The 19,756-nt window shown below is 32.7% G+C and carries 16 protein-coding genes; 11 read left to right on the forward strand and 5 right to left on the reverse strand.

The features are described from left to right. Positions 1-51: 51 nt before the first annotated feature. From N5D03_RS09165 to lon, 4 genes are all read left to right on the forward strand, one after another. A complete protein-coding gene (locus N5D03_RS09165; RefSeq protein WP_280051448.1) occupies positions 52-1,800 on the forward strand; it encodes a glycoside hydrolase family 3 protein in 1,749 nt (582 codons plus the stop codon). 2 nt (positions 1,801-1,802) lie between these two features. Beyond that, positions 1,803-2,933, forward strand: coding sequence for a serine hydrolase (locus N5D03_RS09170; protein ID WP_125348799.1), 1,131 nt, complete (start codon positions 1,803-1,805; stop codon positions 2,931-2,933). Between the two features lie 23 nt (positions 2,934-2,956). Next, entirely contained in the window at positions 2,957-4,093 is a 1,137-nt protein-coding gene (bshA, locus tag N5D03_RS09175) for an N-acetyl-alpha-D-glucosaminyl L-malate synthase BshA (protein ID WP_125348800.1), read from the forward strand. 202 nt (positions 4,094-4,295) lie between these two features. Beyond that, positions 4,296-6,734: an endopeptidase La gene (lon, locus tag N5D03_RS09180; protein ID WP_125348801.1), complete on the forward strand. Its 2,439-nt coding sequence runs from the start codon at positions 4,296-4,298 to the stop codon at positions 6,732-6,734. A 60-nt stretch (positions 6,735-6,794) separates the two neighbouring features. Here the strand turns inward: lon and N5D03_RS09185 are convergent, their stop codons facing one another. The 4 genes from N5D03_RS09185 to rlmD all read right to left on the reverse strand — a co-directional run bounded on the left by N5D03_RS09185 (position 6,795) and on the right by rlmD (position 9,975). Further along, positions 6,795-7,076, reverse strand: coding sequence for a GIY-YIG nuclease family protein (locus tag N5D03_RS09185; protein WP_125348802.1), 282 nt, complete (start codon positions 7,074-7,076; stop codon positions 6,795-6,797). 205 nt (positions 7,077-7,281) lie between these two features. After that, positions 7,282-7,968, reverse strand: coding sequence for a DUF6048 family protein (locus tag N5D03_RS09190; RefSeq protein WP_280051449.1), 687 nt, complete (start codon positions 7,966-7,968; stop codon positions 7,282-7,284). After that, complete coding sequence (locus tag N5D03_RS09195) at positions 7,922-8,539, reverse strand: DUF6452 family protein (RefSeq protein ID WP_280049908.1); 618 nt, start codon at positions 8,537-8,539, stop codon at positions 7,922-7,924. The genes N5D03_RS09190 and N5D03_RS09195 overlap by 47 nt, the downstream gene beginning before the upstream one ends. A gap of 17 nt (positions 8,540-8,556) precedes the next feature. Beyond that, a complete protein-coding gene (rlmD, locus tag N5D03_RS09200; RefSeq protein WP_221856669.1) occupies positions 8,557-9,975 on the reverse strand; it encodes a 23S rRNA (uracil(1939)-C(5))-methyltransferase RlmD in 1,419 nt (472 codons plus the stop codon). Between the two features lie 419 nt (positions 9,976-10,394). Here rlmD and cysD point away from each other — a divergent pair, with 419 nt between their 5' ends. The 6 genes from cysD (at position 10,395) to N5D03_RS09230 (ending at position 18,381) form a co-directional block, all read left to right on the forward strand. Beyond that, the gene (cysD, locus tag N5D03_RS09205) at positions 10,395-11,303 is read left to right on the forward strand and encodes a sulfate adenylyltransferase subunit 2 (RefSeq protein ID WP_280051450.1); all 909 of its coding nucleotides are present in this window, start codon (positions 10,395-10,397) and stop codon (positions 11,301-11,303) included. Positions 11,304-11,354: 51 nt separating this feature from the next. Beyond that, positions 11,355-12,590, forward strand: a complete 1,236-nt coding sequence (locus N5D03_RS09210) for a GTP-binding protein (protein ID WP_125348806.1) — start codon at positions 11,355-11,357, stop codon at positions 12,588-12,590. Between the two features lie 196 nt (positions 12,591-12,786). Next, positions 12,787-13,599 carry a uroporphyrinogen-III C-methyltransferase gene (cobA, locus tag N5D03_RS09215; protein WP_125348807.1) on the forward strand — a complete coding sequence of 271 codons (813 nt, stop codon included), beginning with the start codon at positions 12,787-12,789 and terminating at the stop codon, positions 13,597-13,599. After that, positions 13,589-15,247, forward strand: coding sequence for a flavodoxin domain-containing protein (locus tag N5D03_RS09220; RefSeq protein ID WP_280051451.1), 1,659 nt, complete (start codon positions 13,589-13,591; stop codon positions 15,245-15,247). The genes cobA and N5D03_RS09220 overlap by 11 nt, the downstream gene beginning before the upstream one ends. Positions 15,248-15,266: 19 nt before the next feature. Then, positions 15,267-16,919, forward strand: coding sequence for an NADPH-dependent assimilatory sulfite reductase hemoprotein subunit (locus N5D03_RS09225; RefSeq protein ID WP_280051452.1), 1,653 nt, complete (start codon positions 15,267-15,269; stop codon positions 16,917-16,919). A 19-nt stretch (positions 16,920-16,938) separates the two neighbouring features. Further along, complete coding sequence (locus N5D03_RS09230; protein ID WP_280051453.1) at positions 16,939-18,381, forward strand: TSUP family transporter; 1,443 nt, start codon at positions 16,939-16,941, stop codon at positions 18,379-18,381. Positions 18,382-18,439: 58 nt separating this feature from the next. Here N5D03_RS09230 and N5D03_RS09235 read toward each other — a convergent pair whose 3' ends face one another. Then, a complete protein-coding gene (locus N5D03_RS09235; protein ID WP_280051454.1) occupies positions 18,440-19,222 on the reverse strand; it encodes a hypothetical protein in 783 nt (260 codons plus the stop codon). Between the two features lie 355 nt (positions 19,223-19,577). On the opposite strand from N5D03_RS09235, the gene N5D03_RS09240 reads away from it, so the two are divergent. Next, positions 19,578-19,733, forward strand: coding sequence for a hypothetical protein (locus N5D03_RS09240; RefSeq protein ID WP_280051455.1), 156 nt, complete (start codon positions 19,578-19,580; stop codon positions 19,731-19,733). Positions 19,734-19,756 lie beyond the last annotated feature (23 nt).

A 19,756-nucleotide genomic window follows, 5' to 3' on the forward strand; every position in this document is an offset into this window, starting at 1 on the left:
TAAAAAATGTTTCTAAAAAAGAAAAAACAAGCAAAATTAATTTATTCCGGAATGAAAAGAGTAATCGCATACGTATTCTTAACAATTATTTTACCTATAGCTTCGAAAGCGCAACACGTTTCGCCATTGTACAAAGATTCTATTCAGATGAAATGGGTGAATGAGAAGTATAATTCAATGTCATTGGAAGAAAAAGTAGGTCAGTTATTTATCGTTGCAGCCTATACAAATAGAGATGTGGTGCATGAAAATGATATTCAAAAATTAATTGAAGAAGAACATATCGGAGGATTAATTTTTATGCAAGATCAAGCGGCTCATCAAATTGAGTTGACAAATAAATTTCAATCTATTTCTAAAATTCCATTGTTAATTGGAATGGATGCAGAATGGGGATTGGCAATGCGTTTGAAAGGAGTGGAGCGTTTTCCTTGGAATATGACGCTTGGTGCTCTACGCAATAATAAGTTGGTGTATCAAGTTGGAAAACAAATTGGTATACAAGCGAACAGAATGGGTGTTCAGTTTAATTTTTCACCTTCAGTTGATGTCAATGTTAATCCAAATAACCCAATTATCGGGAATCGTTCTTTTGGTTCAAATCCAGATCGAGTTGCAGAAAAAGGAATTGCTTATATGGATGGAATGCGTGCGCAAAACGTATTATCGTCTGCAAAACATTTTCCTGGACATGGAAATACAGATCAAGATTCGCACAAAGTTTTGCCGTTGATTCCAGATAATAAAGCAGATTTAGAGAAATATCACATTGCACCTTTCAAGAAAATGATTGATGAAGGTGTACAGTCAATTATGGTGGCGCATCTAAATGTTCCAGCTTTAGAACCAGATCCAAAAATGCCTTCGACGTTGTCAAAAAATATTATTACAGATTATTTGAAAGGAGAATTACAATTCAAAGGAATTGTGATTACAGATGCGTTGAATATGGATGGTGTAGCAAAAATGTTTCCTGCTGGTGATGTAGATTATAGAGCATTTGTAGCGGGAAATGATATTTTATTGTTTTCGCAAAATGTACACGTTGGGAAACAAAAAATTATTGATGCAATAAATAAAGGTCAGATTTCTGAAGCACGTTTAGAAGAAAGTGTGAAGAAAATTTTGATGGCAAAATATATTACAGGTTTAAATGAAATAAAAACTTTAAATTCTGCAAATGTTTTAGAAGATTTAAATTCTCCTGAAAATTTAGCGTTAACAACTAAAATTTTTGAGAAAGCTTCGACAGTTGTAAAGAATGAACACAAACTTTTACCAATTAAAAAATTGAATCAAAAAATAGCTTTTGTTCCCCTTGAACAAACAGATTATGATCAATTTTTGAGACATTTACAAAAATATACAAATGTTGAGTTGGTGAAGATTTCAAATCCAAATCAGATCAATTTATTGAATGATTATGATGTGATTATTTCGGGAGCGTTTTTATCGAATGAAACGGTTTACAAACCATATAAATTGTCAGATAACTCGAAAGCAATTTTGAAAGCATTACCAAAAGATAAAAAGAAAATCTTCTCATTATTCACAAGTCCTTATGGTTTGAAAGATCTTGATTTATCAAATTTAGATGCGGTTACAGTTCATTATCAAAATACAAAAGATGCGCAAGCAGCTGCTGCGCAAGTTATTTTTGGAGCAATTGATGCAGATGGAACATTTCCGGTAGATATCAATCAAAACTTGAAAGAAGGGCAAGGAATTGTAACAAAACACATCAAACGTTTAGGATTTACTGCACCTGAAAATGTGAATTTAGGAAAAAAAAACTCTTAGAAATAGATAAACTTGCCGAAGAAGCAATTGCAAATCATTACACGCCTGGAATGCAAATTTTAGTCGCAAAAGACGGGAAAATCGTGTATGATAAAAGCTTTGGAACTCAAGATAAAAATTCTTTAAAAAAAGTGAAGTGGACAGATTTATATGATGTCGCTTCTGTAACAAAGGTGACGGCGACGTTGCCTTTGTTGATGCTGGAGGTAAACGAAGGAAAATTAAACCTTGAGCAAACAATTGGAGAAATTGATAATGATGCAAAAAACTCGAACAAATCTTCCTTAAAAGTTCGTGAAGTATTAGCGCATCAAGCTGGTCTTAAGCCATGGATTGGTTTTTACAATGAAACTGTCAATGTAAAAAATGCGCGATTATATTTAGATTTCTATTCGAGAAAGCAAGATGAGGAACATCAGATAAAAGTTACAGATAACATTTATATTATCAACTCTATTAAAGATACGATTTACGAAGATATTTATAAATCATCTTTAGGCCGTAAATCATACGAATACTCAGACTTAGGCTATTATATTTTCAAGAAGAAATTAGAAAAGGATTTTGGGAAAGATTTGAATCAACTGACACAAGAAAAATTTTATCAATCATTGGGAATGTATCGCACAACTTTTAATCCAAAAGAAAAATTTAGTTTAGAAGATATTATTCCAACCGAATACGACAAAACCTATAGAAATCAATTGGTACATGGTTTTGTACACGATCAAGGAGCTGCGATGATGGGCGGAATTGCTGGTCATGCTGGTTTATTCTCTAACTCGATTGATTTGGCAAAATTGATGCAAATGTATTTGAATGGTGGAGAATATGGCGATGAGGTTTATTTGAAGCCAGAGATAGTTGCGGAATTTACAAAACAACAATTCAAAGGAAATCATCGTGGAGCTGGTTTTGATAAAATGCAACATATTTCTAAAGTTGGCCCATCTGTCGAAAGTTTTGGTCATACAGGTTTTACTGGATCTATGGTTTGGGCTGATCCTAAATATAATATAGTGTATATTTTTCTTTCGAATCGTGTCAATGAAACTGTCGAGCCAAATTATCTTTCCATTAAAAAAGTGAGAGAAAATATTCGACAAGTAATTTATGAAGCAATTTTACCTTAAATTTGTCTAAATAAAAATCGCGAATGAAAATAGGAATTGTATGCTATCCAACCTATGGAGGGAGTGGAATTGTGGCAACAGAACTGGGAATGGATTTAGCGGAAAAAGGTCATGAAGTACATTTTTTTAGCACAAATGTTCCTGCGAGATTAAACATCAAATTACCAAATATATACTTTCATCGAATTCATGTCGAAACGTATCCATTGTTTCAATATCAGCCATACGATTTGGCGTTGAGTACAATTTTGTATGATAAAGTTTTGCATTACGAATTAGATTTGGTTCATGTACATTATGCGATCCCGCATGCGTATGCGGCGTATTTTACGAAACAAATGTTGGCTCGAAAGGGGTATAAATTACCAATTGTAACAACGTTGCACGGAACAGATATTACGTTGGTAGGGAAACATCCTGTGTATAAAACGGCTGTTGAGTTTTCGATCAATGAATCGGATGCTGTAACGTCAGTTTCCGAAAGTTTGAAACAAGATACTTTACAAGCATTTGACATTACAAATGAAATAGAAGTAGTGCCAAATTTTATTGATAATGATCAATATTTGCCAGAGAAATGTGTGTGTTGTCGTGATAATTTTGCGCAACCAAAAGAGAAGGTAATTTTGCACACTTCAAACTTGAGAAAGGTAAAACGTATTGAAGATGTAATTGGAACGTTTAATTTGATCCAGAAACAAATTCCATCGAAATTGATTATTGCTGGAGAAGGTCCTGAATGGGATATGGCGGATCAAATGATTCAAGAATTTGGAATTCAAGATAAAGTGAAAAGTCTTGGAATGGTAAGTGACTTGAATGATGTTTTGAAAGCGGCAGATTTATTCCTTTTACCGTCTGAACAAGAAAGTTTTGGATTGGCAGCACTTGAAGCTATGGCGGCAAGTGTTCCGGTTATTTCGTCCAATGCAGGCGGAATTCCAGAAGTAAATATTAACGGAGTCACTGGTTTTGTTTGCCCAGTAGGAGATATCGAAATGATGGCAGAAAAAGCGATTTATATTTTAGAGGACGAAAAGCGTTTGGCAGAGTTTAGTTATCAAGCAAAAGAACAAGCGATACGATTTGATAAAACGAATATTCTTCCGCAATATGAAGAATTGTACCGCAAAGTAATTGCAAAATCTAAAATCGGGTAAATCCCGATTTTTTTTATTCATCCTCATTCAAAACCTTTATTGAAAAACTGACAATATATTTTATTGGCATAACGTTTGACTTATTTATACTCGCTTTTCTAAATGCTTTAGACAAGATTCAAATCTTAATAATGTTGTTATTATGAAAGGCTTTCGTCAGTTAAAAATAGTTTTACTGACACTTTGAACGTATAAAAAAATTATGAACATAGACAATTTGTCATTAGCACAAGTAATGGAAGAAGAAATCGAATTAATTCCTTTGATGAGTAAAGACGAAGAAAGTAAGCTAAATAAGCAAGATATTTCTTCGGTATTGCCTATTTTATCGTTAAGAAACACTGTCTTATTTCCGGGTGTGGTTGCGCCAATTACCGCGGGTAGAGATAAATCTATACAACTTTTAACACAAGCTTACAAAGAAGATCGCATTATTGGAGTGCTTTCGCAGAAAGAAATTGCTGTGGAAGATCCTACACAAGACGATTTGTATACAGTTGGTACAGTTGCGAAAATCATGCGAATGATAAAATTGCCAGATGGAAACATTACGGTGATTTTACAAGGGATGAAACGCTTCAAAGTTAAAGAATTTGTATCAAATGATCCTTATTTCAAGGCTGAAGTAGAAATTTTGACAGAAAAAGTTCCGACATCACGCAACAAAGAATATCCAATTATTATTGAATCAATTCGTGATTTAGCTTTTCAGATTGTAGAAGAAAATCCAATGTTGCCTTCGGAAGCTGCAGGAGCTATAAAAAGTATCGAAAGTAATACATTTCTAATCAACTTTGTAGCGTCTAATTTGACGTTGAGTTTAGATGAAAAACAGTTGTTGTTAGAAATTTCTGATATGAAACTTCGGGCAATGGAAGTGATGCGTTTTATGAATGTTGAGCTTCAGAAATTGGAGTTGAAGAATACGATTCAGAATAAAGTTCGCAAAGAATTAGATCAACAACAAAAAGAATATTTCTTAAATCAACAAATCAAATCGATTCAAGAAGAATTAGGAGGAAATTCGACAGAAGAAGAAATTAATGAAATGCGCAAACGTTCTTTAACGAAAAGTTGGAGCGAAGATGTAGCAAATCATTTTGATAAAGAAATCAACCGTCTTTCTCGTCTAAATCCGCAAATGCCAGAGCATAATATTCAGCGTAATTACCTTGAATTTATGTTGGATTTACCTTGGAATACCTTGACGAAAGATAACTTTGATATCAAGAATGCAAAGAAAATTTTAGATCATGATCATTATGGTTTAGAAGATGTGAAAGAACGCATTTTGGAGCATCTTGCTGTGTTGAAATTGAAAGGGGATATGCGTTCGCCAATTCTTTGTTTATATGGACCTCCGGGTGTTGGTAAAACATCGTTGGGGAAATCTATTTCAGAAGCGATTGGGCGCAAATATGTACGTATGTCGTTGGGTGGTTTACACGACGAATCTGAGATTCGTGGTCATCGTAAAACCTATATTGGAGCGATGCCAGGAAGAATTTTACAGTCAATCAAAAAATCTGAATCGTCGAATCCGGTTTTTGTTTTAGATGAGATTGATAAAATGTCGGCTAGTGCGCATGGAGATCCTTCATCAGCAATGTTAGAGGTTTTAGATCCAGAGCAAAATTCAACTTTTTATGATAATTTCTTAGAAATTGGCTACGATTTATCGAAAGTATTTTTCATAGCGACAGCCAATAATATTGGAGATATTCCAAGTCCGTTACGTGATCGTATGGAGATGATTAATATTGCAGGTTATACAATCGAGGAAAAATCTGAAATCGTAAAACGTCACCTTTTACCAAAACAACTAACAGAACATGGCTTGAAAGAGAAAGATGTTGTGTTAGGAAAAAAAGAAATCGAATATTTAATAACAGGTTATACGCGTGAATCTGGTGTTCGTAAATTGAATCAGAAAGTTGCGAAATTAGTTCGTTCAGCTGCAAAACATATTGCGTTGGAAGAAGAATTTAATACTAAATATTCAATTGAAGATATTTCGAAAATCTTAGGTCCTTCTATTACGCCAGATCAATACGAGAACAATGAAGTTCCAGGTGTTGTGGTTGGTTTAGCTTGGACAAGTGTTGGAGGGGATATATTGTTTATCGAATCTATTTTATCGAAAGCAAAAAATGGTGGACTTTCTATCACAGGAAATTTAGGAACTGTGATGAAAGAATCTGCAACAATTGCATTAGAATACATCAAATCGCATGCGGATGAATTGGGAATTAAACCAGAAGTTTTCGAGAATTATAAAGTTCATATTCACGTTCCGGAAGGAGCAACGCCAAAAGATGGACCATCTGCCGGAATTACAATGTTGACGTCTTTGGTTTCGTCTTTTACACAACGAAAAGTAAAAGCAAAATTAGCAATGACAGGTGAGATCACGCTTCGTGGAAAAGTGTTGCCAGTTGGCGGAATTAAAGAGAAAATTTTAGCGGCAAAACGTGCAAATATCAAAGAAATTATTTTGTGCGAAGATAACCGAAAAGATATTGAAGAAATTAAAGCAGAATACGTAAAAGGAATGACTTTTCATTTTGTAAAAGAAATGAAAGAAGTTTTGGATATTGCTTTAACGAATCAAAAAGTAAAAGGAGCAAAGGTTTTGGATTAATCTATAAATCTTTTTAGAACATATAAAAAGGAACTCAATTTAGAGTTCCTTTTTTGTTTATTATAGAATACTAATATCTTCTAAATTTGGATTTTTAGATTTAATTAAATTAATTTTCCATTCCCGTTTCCAATTTTTCAATTGCTTTTCTCTTAACATATCTTGACTAATTGAAGTAAAATCTTCAAAATAAATTAATGATTTTACATTGTATTTTTGAGTGAAAGCTGAACCAATTCCTTCTTTATGAGCTTCTATTCTTTTAATTAAATTGTTGGTAACTCCAATATAGAAAACAGTTCGATATTTGTTTGTAAGTATATAAACATAATATATTTTCATAAGAATTCCTTATATGATATGTTCCTGAAACGAGTTCAGGATGACTTCGTTAGATAAACTAATTTAAGGATTATTAATGATAATGTAGAGAAAGAATGTCAAGCTGAATTCATTTCAGCTTCGCATCAACATAAAAGGAACTCAATTTAGAGTTCCTTTTTTTGTATACTTTATCTTAACTTTAGTCTAAATCTTAACCTTAGTTTTACTTTATCTTATAAGCAATTCCCCAAAAAACAGGCATATTAAAAGGACCACTATATTTCCCATAACCAGGAATAACCAAAGGATCAATTCCTTGATCTTTTTTACCACCAATATAAGCTGCAGGATGCAAGGCTAATTCACCATAAAAATTCTTGAAAATCTCTACACGTCCACCAACCACAGCTTCTATCCAATAACTGCTTACATTCGCTTTTGGCAAACTTCCTGTTCCTGTAATCTCATTAGATTGTAAATCTCTAATCGGATAACTATTAATGGTTTGCGAATATTTAGAATACGCAATTCGTCCACCAATGTAAATTCCGTTCGATTGATTTTCTACATCTTGCGTTATAAACCAGTTTGCACCAAGTTTTGCAAAAACGCCGTCAACATCAACATTCCAATTGATTTCATCGAACTTATTTTTCTCGAAACCAGCTTCTACAACAGCATGCCACTTATTATTGATTTGATAAGAAGCATAAGCACTAACACCTTTTTTATCGTTGAAAGCAGAAACAATCGGATTGAAAACATCTACACCGATAAAAATATCATGGTGTTTTTTCTTTGGAATAGAATCTGTAACGGAAACTTTTGTCGAATCAGTTTTATTTTCTTGACCAAATGCAAAATTAATTGCGCTCGTCAGCAAAAAGCTTAATAATAGTTGTCGAACCATCTTTAATTTCAGTATTTACAGTTTCTATTTTCTTTATCCAATTTCCAGCTCCATTTCCAGTTTTTGTTACCAATTTTACATCAACTCCTTTAAAAGTTAATCCAAAACCACAAGCTTTAGAAGTATAGCCATTTCCAAGCGTATCGTATTTTAAAATCAATCGATCACGTTTTGCAGGAATTGTTCTGATGACTTTACCCGTTATAGAATCTTTTACATCTATATCTGGACCTTGCGCTATAGTATAGTAAATCTCTTTTTTACTATTTTGACGCAAAGCAATTCCGAAACTCGTTTTTCCTAAAGCAGAATTTTTTTCGATTAAGACAGTATCTTTACTCGTTCCTGTAGCTTCTCTAATTCCTTTCGTAATCGAATCATTATAAACATAAGCCCAATAATAAATAGAATCTTCCAAAGGAACATTAGTTCCATCATAATACATATTAGCAACCATGCGTGGAACATCACCTTCGTCGGTACAAATATCATCATCTTCGCAACTATAAAATGCTAAAGAAATTATAGAAGCAAAAATTGAGTAGGCTAGAAAACGTTGAATATTTTTCATTTTTTTTTGATTGAATTTTAAATTCGCTCTAAAAGTACAATATTTTCTACATGATGTGTTTGTGGAAACATATCAACTGGTTGAACTTTAACAATTTTATATTGATCTTTCATCAATTCTAAATCGCGCGCTTGTGTAGCAGAGTTACACGAAACATAAACAACACGTTTAGGATTCATAAACAAAATATTTTCAACCACTTTTTTATGCATTCCATCACGTGGAGGATCAGTAATAATTACATCTGGAATTCCGTGTTCGTTAATGAAATCTTGATTCAAGACATCTTTCATGTCACCACAATAGAAATCACAATTATCAATTCCATTAAATTTTGCTGCCGCTTTTGCTGCATCAATTGCTTCTTGAACAGATTCTACACCAACTACTTTTTTCGCTTTTTTCGAAACGAATTGCGCAATCGTTCCAGTTCCAGTATATAAATCGTATACTAATTCATCTCCAGTTAAACCTGCAAAATCACGTGTTAATTTATATAATTCGTAAGCTTGTTCTGGATTTGTTTGATAGAAAGATTTTGGACCAATTTTGAAGTTCAAATCTTCCATCTTTTCCATAATATGATCATCTCCAGCAAAAACTTCGATATCTAAATCATAAACAGAATCGTTTTGTTTTGGATTAATCGCATACAATAAAGATGTGATTTCAGGGAATTTATCTTTTAGGTTTTGTAAGAAAGCTTCACGATTTTCTTTCTCTTCGCGGAAGAATTGAACTAAAACCATTACTTGTCCATTCTGAGAAGTACGAATCATTAACGTTCTCAACAAACCTTCTTGATTTTTTAAGTCAAAGAAATCCAAGTGATGTTCTAATGCAAATCGTTTTGCTTCGACACGAATCGCATTCGAAGGATCACGTTGTAAGTGACATTTTGTAACATCCAAAACTTTAGACCAAGCGCCAGGAATATGGAATCCAACTACGTCGCGGTCGTCAAATTCTTTACCTGATTGAATTTCTTCTAACGTTAACCAACGTGCATTAGAAAAAGTAAACTCTAATTTATTACGGTAAAAATATTGTTCTTTAGAACCTAAAATTGGAACAATTTCAGCATCTAAATCTTTGAAACCTCCGATACGAACCAAATTGTTAACCACTTCGTCATGCTTAAATTTTAATTGCGCATCATAGCTCATATCTTGCCATTTACAACCACCGCAAACACCAAAATGCTCACATTCTGGCTGAACGCGATAAGGAGATTTTGTGTGAATTTCGATTGCTTGTCCTTCTAAATAGCTGCTTTTTTTCTTCAAAACGTGTACATCTACAACGTCTCCTGGAATTGCGCCTTTTATCAGAACCGTTTTCCCTTCCTCTGTTTTACCAACCGATACACCTTTTGCACCAGCACGTAAAACTTCTATATTATTTAATATGATTTTTTGTTTCGCTTTTCTTGACATTTTGCAAAGGTAAGGAAGTCCCCGAAATATTCAATTTTTTATCTTTTTTTGGAATCAATCTTTGTATTTTAAATAAAATTTTTACTTTTACAACATAAAATCTATCGGTTTTATAGATTATTATTTTATTGAATAAATTTATTTAGGATAATTTTCTTTAAATTGTTTAAAAAATAGGTTTGTTATTTAAATTATTCTATTAATTATATTTATTTAGAAAAATAATATAATTTTGAACTCAGAAATGAAACAAGAAAAATGAAAAAAATAGTATTTAATATGTCAATGTATATGTGTCGCTCTTTACAAGAGGAGGAATATGTTGTGATGTATTAATTACGAAAATAATAGTTCATGAACTCCTCCAAAATTTTGAGGAGTTTTTTATTGTCAAAAAATAAGTTAGAAAGTTAGAAAGAATGTCAAGTCAAGAAAAAAATTATTTAAATCAATTAGAAGACGAAGCAATCTATATTCTGAGAGAAACAGCTGCTCAATTTGAGCGTCCAGCATTGTTATTTTCAGGAGGAAAAGATTCGATTGTTTTGATTCATTTAGCTTTGAAAGCCTTTCGTCCAGGGAAATTTCCTTTTCCTTTAGTACACGTAGATACAGGACACAATTTTCCTGAAGCGATAAAATTTAGAGATTATTTGGTTGATAAAATCGGTGAAAAATTGATTGTAGCCTCTGTAGAAAATGCTATAAAAAAATATAATCTGAAAGAAACTTCTGGCCGTTTTCCTTCTCGTAATGCCTTACAAACGTATGCGTTATTAGATGTGATTGAAGAAAATGAATTTGATGCATGTATTGGAGGAGCTCGTCGCGATGAAGAAAAAGCACGTGCAAAAGAGCGTATTTTCTCAGTTCGTGATGATTTTGGCCAATGGGACCCGAAACTTCAACGTCCTGAATTGTGGAATATTTTGAATGGAAGAATTGAAAAAGGACATAATGTTCGTGTTTTTCCGATTAGCAATTGGACAGAATTAGATGTTTGGAATTATATCAAACAAAATAACATCGAATTGCCAAATTTATACTTTGCTCATGAGCGCGAATGTATTGTTTACAATGATAAATTAATAGCGACTTCAGATTTTATTCAGCCAAATGCAGAAGATGAAGTTGTGATAGAAAAAGTACGTTACAGAACGGTTGGTGATATGACGTGTACAGCGGCTGTACCTTCAGATTCTTCTACTATTGACGATATTATTACTGATATTATCAATACAAGAATTAGCGAAAGAGGACAAACTCGTTTGGACGATCAATTATCAGAATCGGCAATGGAAGACCGTAAAAAACAAGGTTATTTCTAAGTCAAATTTTTTTTAAACAATACTCTATAAGTTCTATAGAAATTAAGTAAAATGAATACATTAAAATTTATAACAGCAGGAAACGTAGACGATGGTAAAAGTACTTTAATAGGGCGTTTACTTTACGATTCGAATAGTATTCACACCGATCAATTAGGTGTTTTAGAAAAACGTAAATCAAACGAAGACGACGAAATTGATTTGTCTTTAATTACAGATGGTTTACGTGCCGAGCGTGAACAAGGAATTACAATAGATGTAGCATACAAATATTTTTCGACTGCAAAACGAAAATTTATTATTGCAGATGCACCTGGGCATGAGCAATACACGCGAAATATGATTACAGGAGCTTCAAATTCAGAGTTGATTATTATTTTGGTTGATGCACGTAAAGGAATCACTTCTCAAACAAAACGTCATGCAAGTATTGGATCGTTAATGGGAATTAAAAAAGCAATTATCGCCATTAATAAAATTGATTTGGTTGATTATTCACAAGATATTTTCGAAAAGATAAAAAATAATTTTCAACAAATTCAAGATCAATTGAATTATGATGAAGTAACTTTTATTCCAGTTTCTGCTTTGGTTGGCGATAATATTGTCGAAAAATCTGCAAAAACGCCTTGGTACAATGGAGAAACATTATTGCATCAATTGGAAACAATTTCGATTGAAACAGATAAAAATTTAGCAGCTCGTTTTCAGGTTCAATGGGTAATTCGTCCAAAAGATGAAGAGCATCACGATTATAGAGGTTATGCGGGGCAAATTTTGAGTGGAGCCTACAAAGTTGGGGATTCTATTAAAGTTTATCCATCAAATATCGAATCAAAAATTGTTAAAATAGAACGTCATTTGGAAGAAGTACAACATGCTGAAGCAGGAGAAAATGTTGTGATTCATCTCGAAAATAATATAGATATCAGTAGAGGAGACACAATTGTAAAAACTTCCGAAGAACCGCAAACTACAAATGTGCTAAAAGCGTGGATTTGTTGGTTAGACAATAATGCATTACAACAAGGAAAAACGTATGTGTTGCAACATCGTTTTCATTCGGTTCGTGCAAAAATCAAAACAATCGATCAACAATGGGATATTAATAATTGGGAATTTATTCCATCTGAAGAAATCAAGTTAAATGATATTGGACAAGTGGTTTTAAAAACAAATCAACCTTTATTTTTCGATTCTTTCAAAGAAAATATTCATACAGGAAATGCCATTTTGATTGACGAAACAACAAAAAATACAGTCGCAGCTTTAATGTTTATTGACTAAAATTCGTCAGTTCGAGTGATTTTTAGAAATGAATTTATAAAAATTATATCGAGAACTAAGATGAATTTTATTTTCCATAATTTTTTATCGATACAAAATTCCACTCGAATTGACGATTTCATTAATAAAATTATCTAAAATATAAAGGTTTCAAAATATCAATTCAATCTTATCAATCAACTAATTTATTACAAACATGCAAACAACAATAGGAAAAGTAATTTTGGCCGGTGCTGGTCCAGGAGATCCAGAATTGGTGACGCTCAAAACATTAAATTATATCAAAAAAGCGAATGTTATTTTGACAGATCGCTTGGTTTCTCCAGTGTTAATAGATGAATATGCGTCGAAAGATGCGTTGGTTATTTATGTCGGAAAACAATGTTCGAAAGGAATTCATACGCCTCAAAAAGATATCAATGACTTGATGATTGAGTTTGCAATGCAAGGAAAATTAGTGGTTCGATTGAAAGGAGGTGACGCTTCGCTTTTCTCTAATATTTTGGACGAATTAGAAACCTTGAAAAAAAATCATGTTCCGTACGAAATAATTCCAGGGATTTCGGCTGCTTTTGGTGCTGCTGCTTACACGGGAATTCCGTTGACAGCACGAAATCATTCGAAAGGAGTTCGCATGTTGACGTTGTGCGATTTGAAATCTATTGACGATAAACAATGGAAAGATTGGGCAAAAACGTCAGATACATTGGTTTTTTATATGAGTGGACAACGTTTACAAACTTTAGCCGATCAGTTAATTTTGAATGGAATTGATACCGAAAAAGGTTTAGCAGTTATTCAACAAGCGACAACTCCAGATCAGAAAACGCAAGTGTTTACTTTTGAAAATATTGTAGAAAATCATTTACCAACCTTTGATTTTGTACCAACTTTAATTATCGTTGGTCATGTTGTCAATTTGCATCAATCATTCGCTTGGTTAGATGAACAACCAACTTCCAATTCATATTTTGATAACTATAAAACAACAATTTCTTATGCTAGCTAACGAAAAATTGAACTTAGTAAAAAGTTTAGTCAAAGAATTATCACGTGACGAAATTATTTGGACAAATGGTTATTTGGCTGGATTAGTTGTAAATCAAACACAAGAAGTACTGCAAGAACAAAGAGTTTTAACCTCAATCAAACCTACAATAATCTATGGAACTGAAACAGGAAATGCGAAGAAATTAGCTAATCAATTACTTGGAATTTTTAAGAAGAATAAAATTCAAGCCAAAGCGATTGATGCGTTTCAATATCCACTGGAAAAAATTGAAAAAGAAGAATTTTTAATTCTAATTTTTAGTACGCAAGGAGATGGAGATTTACCTCAAAATGCACAAAAATTTTATGATAATTTGAGCAATTCTGACCTAAAATTAAATCAAACAAAGTTTGCTGTTTTTGGTTTGGGCGATACGTCTTATCCGTTTTTTTGTAAATCAGGAGAAGAAATTGATGAATTATTCGAAAAACTTGGTGCGCAACGCGTTTTTGATTTGGTAAAAGTAGATTTAGATTATCAGGAAATTGCCGAAAATTGGTTTGCTGAAATTTTAAAAACTATTCAATCAGAAAGAAGTTCAACAAATGTTCAACCTCAAAAATTACAAAGTTCTTCTACGCAGAAAAAATCGTACGAAGGAATTGTAAAGCATAAAATTGTTTTGAACGATAGAGGTTCAAACAAAGAAACATATCATATCGAAATTGCAGTTGATGAGCAAGTAGATTACGAACCTGGCGATGCTTTGGGTGTTTATCCAAAAAATAATCAAACCGAAATTTTAACGATTGCAAAATTTTTCAATGAAGAAAATCGCGCAAAAGAACTTGAAGAAAAAAATATTAGAGCACTTTCTAAAAAATCAATCGATCAATTTGCAACAATTTTGAATGTAGAAATTCTTGAAACTAAGATTGATTTAATTGATTTATTATCAAAATATTATTCGTCAGAATCTACAATGAAATTTGATGATATTTTAGATCTTTTGCATCCGATTGCGCCACGTTTATATTCGATTTCATCATCGAATGAAGCACATGATAACGAAATTCATTTAACGGTTAGTCTGAATACTTTTTCAGTTTCAGATCAACAAAAAACTGGATTATGTTCTCAGTTTTTAGCAGATTTTGAGCAAGATAAATCCATAGAATTTTACATTCATAAAAATAAAAACTTCAAACTTCCAGATGAAAATCAGTCGGTGATTATGATTGGTCCGGGAACTGGAATTGCGCCTTTTCGTAGTTTTTTGACACATCGCGATGCAATTGGCGCAGAAGGTAAAAACTGGTTGTTTTTTGGTGAGCAACATTTTGTTTCGGATTTCTATTATCAAACTGAAATTCAGGAATGGCTTTCAACAGGAGTTTTAAGCAAATTAGATACAGCTTTTTCGAGAGATCAAAAACATAAAATTTATGTGCAAGATCGAGTGAAAGAACGAGGAAAAGAACTTTACAATTGGTTAAACGAAGGTGCGTATTTGTATGTCTGCGGTCAAAAAGACGGAATGAGTACAGATGTAGAAAGTGCTTTGATCGAATTAATAGCAAAAGAATCAAATCAAGATGAGGTTTCAGCGAAAAATTTTCTGGAACAATTGGAAGAAGAAGGTCGCTACCAAAAAGATGTTTACTAATCAACCAATAACTAATAAAATGAGTATAGAAAAACAATCTCCTATAGAAGGAATTAAAATAAAAAGTGACGGACTTCGCGGTACGTTAAAAGAAAGTATAGAGCTAGATAATCACACTGGAAATGTACGTGCAGATGACGAAGCTTTGGTGAAATTTCACGGAATGTATGTGCAAGATGATCGCGATAGACGAGAAGAACGCGCAGAAAAAAAGTTAGACAAATTGTATTCGTTTATGATTCGTTTGCGTATTCCGGGTGGAATTATTGACGCTGATAAGTGGTTGGCAATTCATGAAACTTCTGAACAATATGGAACAGGCGTTTTGAAAATTACAACGCGTCAAACCATTCAATTGCACGGAATTTTGAAACATCAATTGCGCCCAACTTTACAATCTTTTGACCAAGCAAAGTTAGATTCTATTGCGGCTTGTGGTGATGTGAACAGAAATGTAATTGCGAGTTCTCACCCTTTGGTTTCACCTATTCACGCTCAAATTCATGCGTATGCAGATAAGTTATCTAAACATTTGTTGCCTAAAACCCAAGCGTATTACGAAATTTTTGTAGATAATGAAAAGATTTATGAGCGAGAAACTGAGAAAGATGAGTTATACGAAGACCGCTATTTACCTCGAAAATTTAAAATTGCAATCGCTATTCCGCCAACTAATGATGTAGATGTTTTTGCAAATGATTTGGGACTGATTGCGATTATCGAAAATAATGAATTGAAAGGTTTCAATATCGCTGTTGGTGGAGGTTTGTCTACAACTCACGGAAATCCAAATACATATTCGCGTTTAGCAACCGAAATTGGTTTTGTTGATTCTGAAGAAAAAGTGTTGAAAGTTGCTTATGAAGTGTTGACAATTCAGCGTGATTTTGGGAATCGTGGCGATCGAAAATTAGCGAGACTAAAGTATACAGTTGATAAATTAACAGTTGATGGTTTCAAGTCTGAATTAGAAAAACGTGTTGGTTTTAAATTAAAGTCTTCTCAGCCCTATCAATTTACGGAGCGTTCTGATATTTATGATTGGCGACAAGTGAATAATAAAACGTGGTATTACACTTTATTTGTGGAGAATGGAGTTGTACAGCCTAATCAGAAAGCATTTTTACATGAATTGGCTTTATTAAATATCAATAATTTTATTTTTACAGCGAATCAAAATTTATTGTTAGGTGAGATTTCTACTGAAAATAAAGCTAAAGTTGAACAGCTTTTAGAAAAATATTCTATTCACAAAGATATTAGTGAACTTCGAAAAAATTCGATGGCATGCGTGGCTTTACCAACTTGTCCATTGGCTCTGGCGGAAGCACAGCGTTATTTACCAGAATTAGTAACTAAAATAGAGCCTTTGCTAGAAAAACATCAACTTCAAAATGATGATATTTCTATTCGTATGACGGGCTGTCCAAATGGTTGCGGTCGTTCGTATGTTTCGGAGATTGGTTTTGTCGGAACTTCTGCTGGACATTATAATCTGATGTTGGGAGGAGATCGATATGGTGTTCGTTTGAACAAAATTTACAAAGAAAAAGTCAATGAAACTGAGATTTTGAATGAGTTAGACCAAGTTTTCGAAAGTTATACAAAAGAAAAAATAGACAATGAAACATTCGGAGATTTTACCTATCGAAAATATTTTTCGGTTAATTAGTTAAATCGCTTTAAGAACAATGAAAAATAATTTATTCCCGATATTTTTAAAAACAGAACATTTGCGCTTCCTGATTGTTGGCGGAGGAAATGTAGGATTAGAAAAGGTTTCGACGCTAATCAAACAAAATCCTTCGATTAATTTGAAAGTTGTAGCAAAGGATTTTAAACAAGAATTGAAAGATGTTTTTTCACAATATCCATCAATTAAATACGAAACTCATGCGTTCGAATCGAGTGATTTGGAAAATATAGATTTAGTGATTGTCGCAACCGATAATAATGAAACTTCGAGAGAAGTGAAGCAAAAAGCAAATGCAAAAGGAATTTTGGTTAATGCAGCTGATCAGCCCGATTTGTGCGATTTTTATTTAGGTTCGATTGTGAATAAAGGTCATCTTAAAATTGCGATTTCTACAAATGGACAATCTCCTGTTATGGCAAAACGTTTGAGAGAATATTTTTCTGATGTTATTCCAGATTCAATTGATGAAAACATTGAAAGTTTAAATAAAATTAGAAATAGTCACAAAGGAGATTTTAATCAAAAACTAACTGATTTGAATCATTTAACTTCTTCTTTTGAAGGAAAAAAATCGACTAAAAAATACAAACGTTTAGTAACCGAAATTACATTGATATTTTTTGCATTATTCTTAGGATATGCTTTGTCATCAATCGTGAGTTTTTCGGAAGCGAAAGATTTTGTGATTCACATTCCAAATGTTTTTTACATTATGTTGGCGGTTGGTTTTTTCGCTCAAATGGTCGACGGAGCCGTTGGTTTGGGATATGGTGTAACCTGTTCTACAAGCATGATGTTGTTTGGCGTTAATTTACCTTCAATAAGTGGTAGTATTCATACTGCCGAAATGTTTTCGAGCGGAATTAGTGGTTTTTCGCATTATAGATTTGGAAATGTAAACAAAAAATTATTATTGGCATTGGCTATTCCAGGTGTTATTGGAGCAGTTTCGGGATCATTATTATTGGTTTATTTGGGAAACAAATATGAAACAATTACTTACGGAATTTTAGCTTCGTATACGTTGATCATCGGAATTCGATTAATTATTTTAGCATTCAGAAAAAAAATCGAACGCAAAAAAGTAAAACGGGTTGGATTTTTAGGATTTGCTGGAGGTTTTTTAGATGCTTTTGGTGGTGGAGGTTGGGGACCTGTCGTGACATCAACTTTATTAGCAAAAGGAAAAAAATCAAACTTAGTAGTAGGAACAGTTAGTTTAGCCGAGTTTTTTGTGACACTTTCTGCATCGTTGACTTTTTTTGCAGCTTTGGGCGTAAGTCATGGTTTTATCATTGCAGGTTTAATAATTGGAGGAGCTTTAGCAGCGCCAATTGCTGCGAAATTAGCAGGCAAAATACCTCAGAAAGTTGCTATTTTGGCTGTAGCTTTTTTAGTCATCACATTTAGTATTCGAATTCTTTTTAAAATTTTCTAAATTTTATATATCATTTCTAACAATCAAAACACTCTTCATCTCGCATGTTGAGTGTTTTTTATTGTTCATTATTTAAGACATATTTAGTTAAAATATATTTTGTGACAGGTTTCAATGTTTTGCCATTTTCGGGATGTAAACCGTAATTTGTATAAAATTCTACTTCACCATTTTTCTTTGTATACCAAACTTTATCAAGTGCATTTTCAAAATTTAAAGTATCAGGTTTTGTGATTTTCTTCAATTGAAAAACAATTTCGTTATATGGAACAGCATTCATTTGAGGCGAAGTTTCTTCGCATTCTATTTCTTCATAATGATTTTCTTTCCAAATCATACAAGACGAATTTTGATTGATTGAATTAAGAAATAATCCTACGCTAGCCAAAATAGTTGCAATGCCACTTCCAGCAATTACTTTATTTCGTTGAAGTTTTATTTTCTCAAAGAAATTATTCTTTTTTGATGGAAGATTAATAATTTCTGCTTCTGCAGAAATATTATCATCTACTATTAGTTCTACGGATACGATTTCTTCTACATTAACTTCTTTTTCATCACTTTTTATCAGCTGATTTTTTTGATTAAAATCTCCAAAACTTTCATAACCGATATAATAAGAAAGAATGTTTAATAAATCAGGACTTATTTCCTTCTTTAAATTGTTTTCTTTCACGAAATCATCAAAATGTCGAGAGAAAGATTTGCTTGTTATAGGATAATTATAATCATCTGAAATTACTTTTTCTAAATGAACAGACATTCCATTTTTACTTGAACTCCCACATTCATTTTTTGCTTTCTCAAAAACTTTTTCGAATAGATCTTTTTTTGTAGACATTTCGCTTTTAATTCTTTTACAAAGTAGACAAATTTTGGATAAAATAAATTACGGTTTCCCGTAAAACGGGCTGTCCAATAATTGTCCAAAACTTGTCCATTGTTTGTCTAACAGCGACTTTGTGTTCTGTATTTACTTTGCAGTAGAAATCAAAACAAAAACAAAAAACTTGATTTCTGAAAACGTAGTCTCGAAAATAGTTGAGGTGATTTGAAGGGAAGCATTTTTCCTGAATTGTTCTCAAGACTACAAAAAACTTCCCACTAAAGAAGCGCTTCTTTTTTTCTCGTGTACACTATTCGCAATCTGTTTTGCGAGGAAGAGCACCTATATCAAAAAATTAAAAATTTAAGCTATGTTACAATTATTATTCGCTTTATTGGGATTCTTTTTTCCAAATCAAAATGCAAACACAATTTCACAAGATCAACATCCAGTTGTACAAACATCAACCGATAGTATAGACGGTGATACAAATGGAGAAAAAGGGGATGTTCCTGTGAAAAAATAAATCATCAACGGATAGAGTAATCT

The sequence above is a fragment of the Empedobacter sp. GD03861 genome (genome assembly GCF_029840885.1).
GTDB lineage: Bacteria > Bacteroidota > Bacteroidia > Flavobacteriales > Weeksellaceae > Empedobacter > Empedobacter falsenii_B.

What these genes read in the sequence shown, in the direction of transcription:
- N5D03_RS09165 (WP_280051448.1), top strand. Translation starts at nt 52, where the DNA reads ATGAAAAGAGTAATCGCATACGTATTCTTAACAATTATTTTACCTATA.
- bshA (WP_125348800.1), top strand. Translation starts at nt 2,957, where the DNA reads ATGAAAATAGGAATTGTATGCTATCCAACCTATGGAGGGAGTGGAATT.
- lon (WP_125348801.1), top strand. Translation starts at nt 4,296, where the DNA reads ATGAACATAGACAATTTGTCATTAGCACAAGTAATGGAAGAAGAAATC.
- N5D03_RS09185 (WP_125348802.1), bottom strand. Translation starts at nt 7,076, where the DNA reads ATGAAAATATATTATGTTTATATACTTACAAACAAATATCGAACTGTT.
- N5D03_RS09190 (WP_280051449.1), bottom strand. Translation starts at nt 7,968, where the DNA reads ATGGTTCGACAACTATTATTAAGCTTTTTGCTGACGAGCGCAATTAAT.
- N5D03_RS09195 (WP_280049908.1), bottom strand. Translation starts at nt 8,539, where the DNA reads ATGAAAAATATTCAACGTTTTCTAGCCTACTCAATTTTTGCTTCTATA.
- rlmD (WP_221856669.1), bottom strand. Translation starts at nt 9,975, where the DNA reads ATGTCAAGAAAAGCGAAACAAAAAATCATATTAAATAATATAGAAGTT.
- cysD (WP_280051450.1), top strand. Translation starts at nt 10,395, where the DNA reads ATGTCAAGTCAAGAAAAAAATTATTTAAATCAATTAGAAGACGAAGCA.
- N5D03_RS09210 (WP_125348806.1), top strand. Translation starts at nt 11,355, where the DNA reads ATGAATACATTAAAATTTATAACAGCAGGAAACGTAGACGATGGTAAA.
- cobA (WP_125348807.1), top strand. Translation starts at nt 12,787, where the DNA reads ATGCAAACAACAATAGGAAAAGTAATTTTGGCCGGTGCTGGTCCAGGA.
- N5D03_RS09220 (WP_280051451.1), top strand. Translation starts at nt 13,589, where the DNA reads ATGCTAGCTAACGAAAAATTGAACTTAGTAAAAAGTTTAGTCAAAGAA.
- N5D03_RS09225 (WP_280051452.1), top strand. Translation starts at nt 15,267, where the DNA reads ATGAGTATAGAAAAACAATCTCCTATAGAAGGAATTAAAATAAAAAGT.
- N5D03_RS09230 (WP_280051453.1), top strand. Translation starts at nt 16,939, where the DNA reads ATGAAAAATAATTTATTCCCGATATTTTTAAAAACAGAACATTTGCGC.
- N5D03_RS09235 (WP_280051454.1), bottom strand. Translation starts at nt 19,222, where the DNA reads ATGTCTACAAAAAAAGATCTATTCGAAAAAGTTTTTGAGAAAGCAAAA.
- N5D03_RS09240 (WP_280051455.1), top strand. Translation starts at nt 19,578, where the DNA reads ATGTTACAATTATTATTCGCTTTATTGGGATTCTTTTTTCCAAATCAA.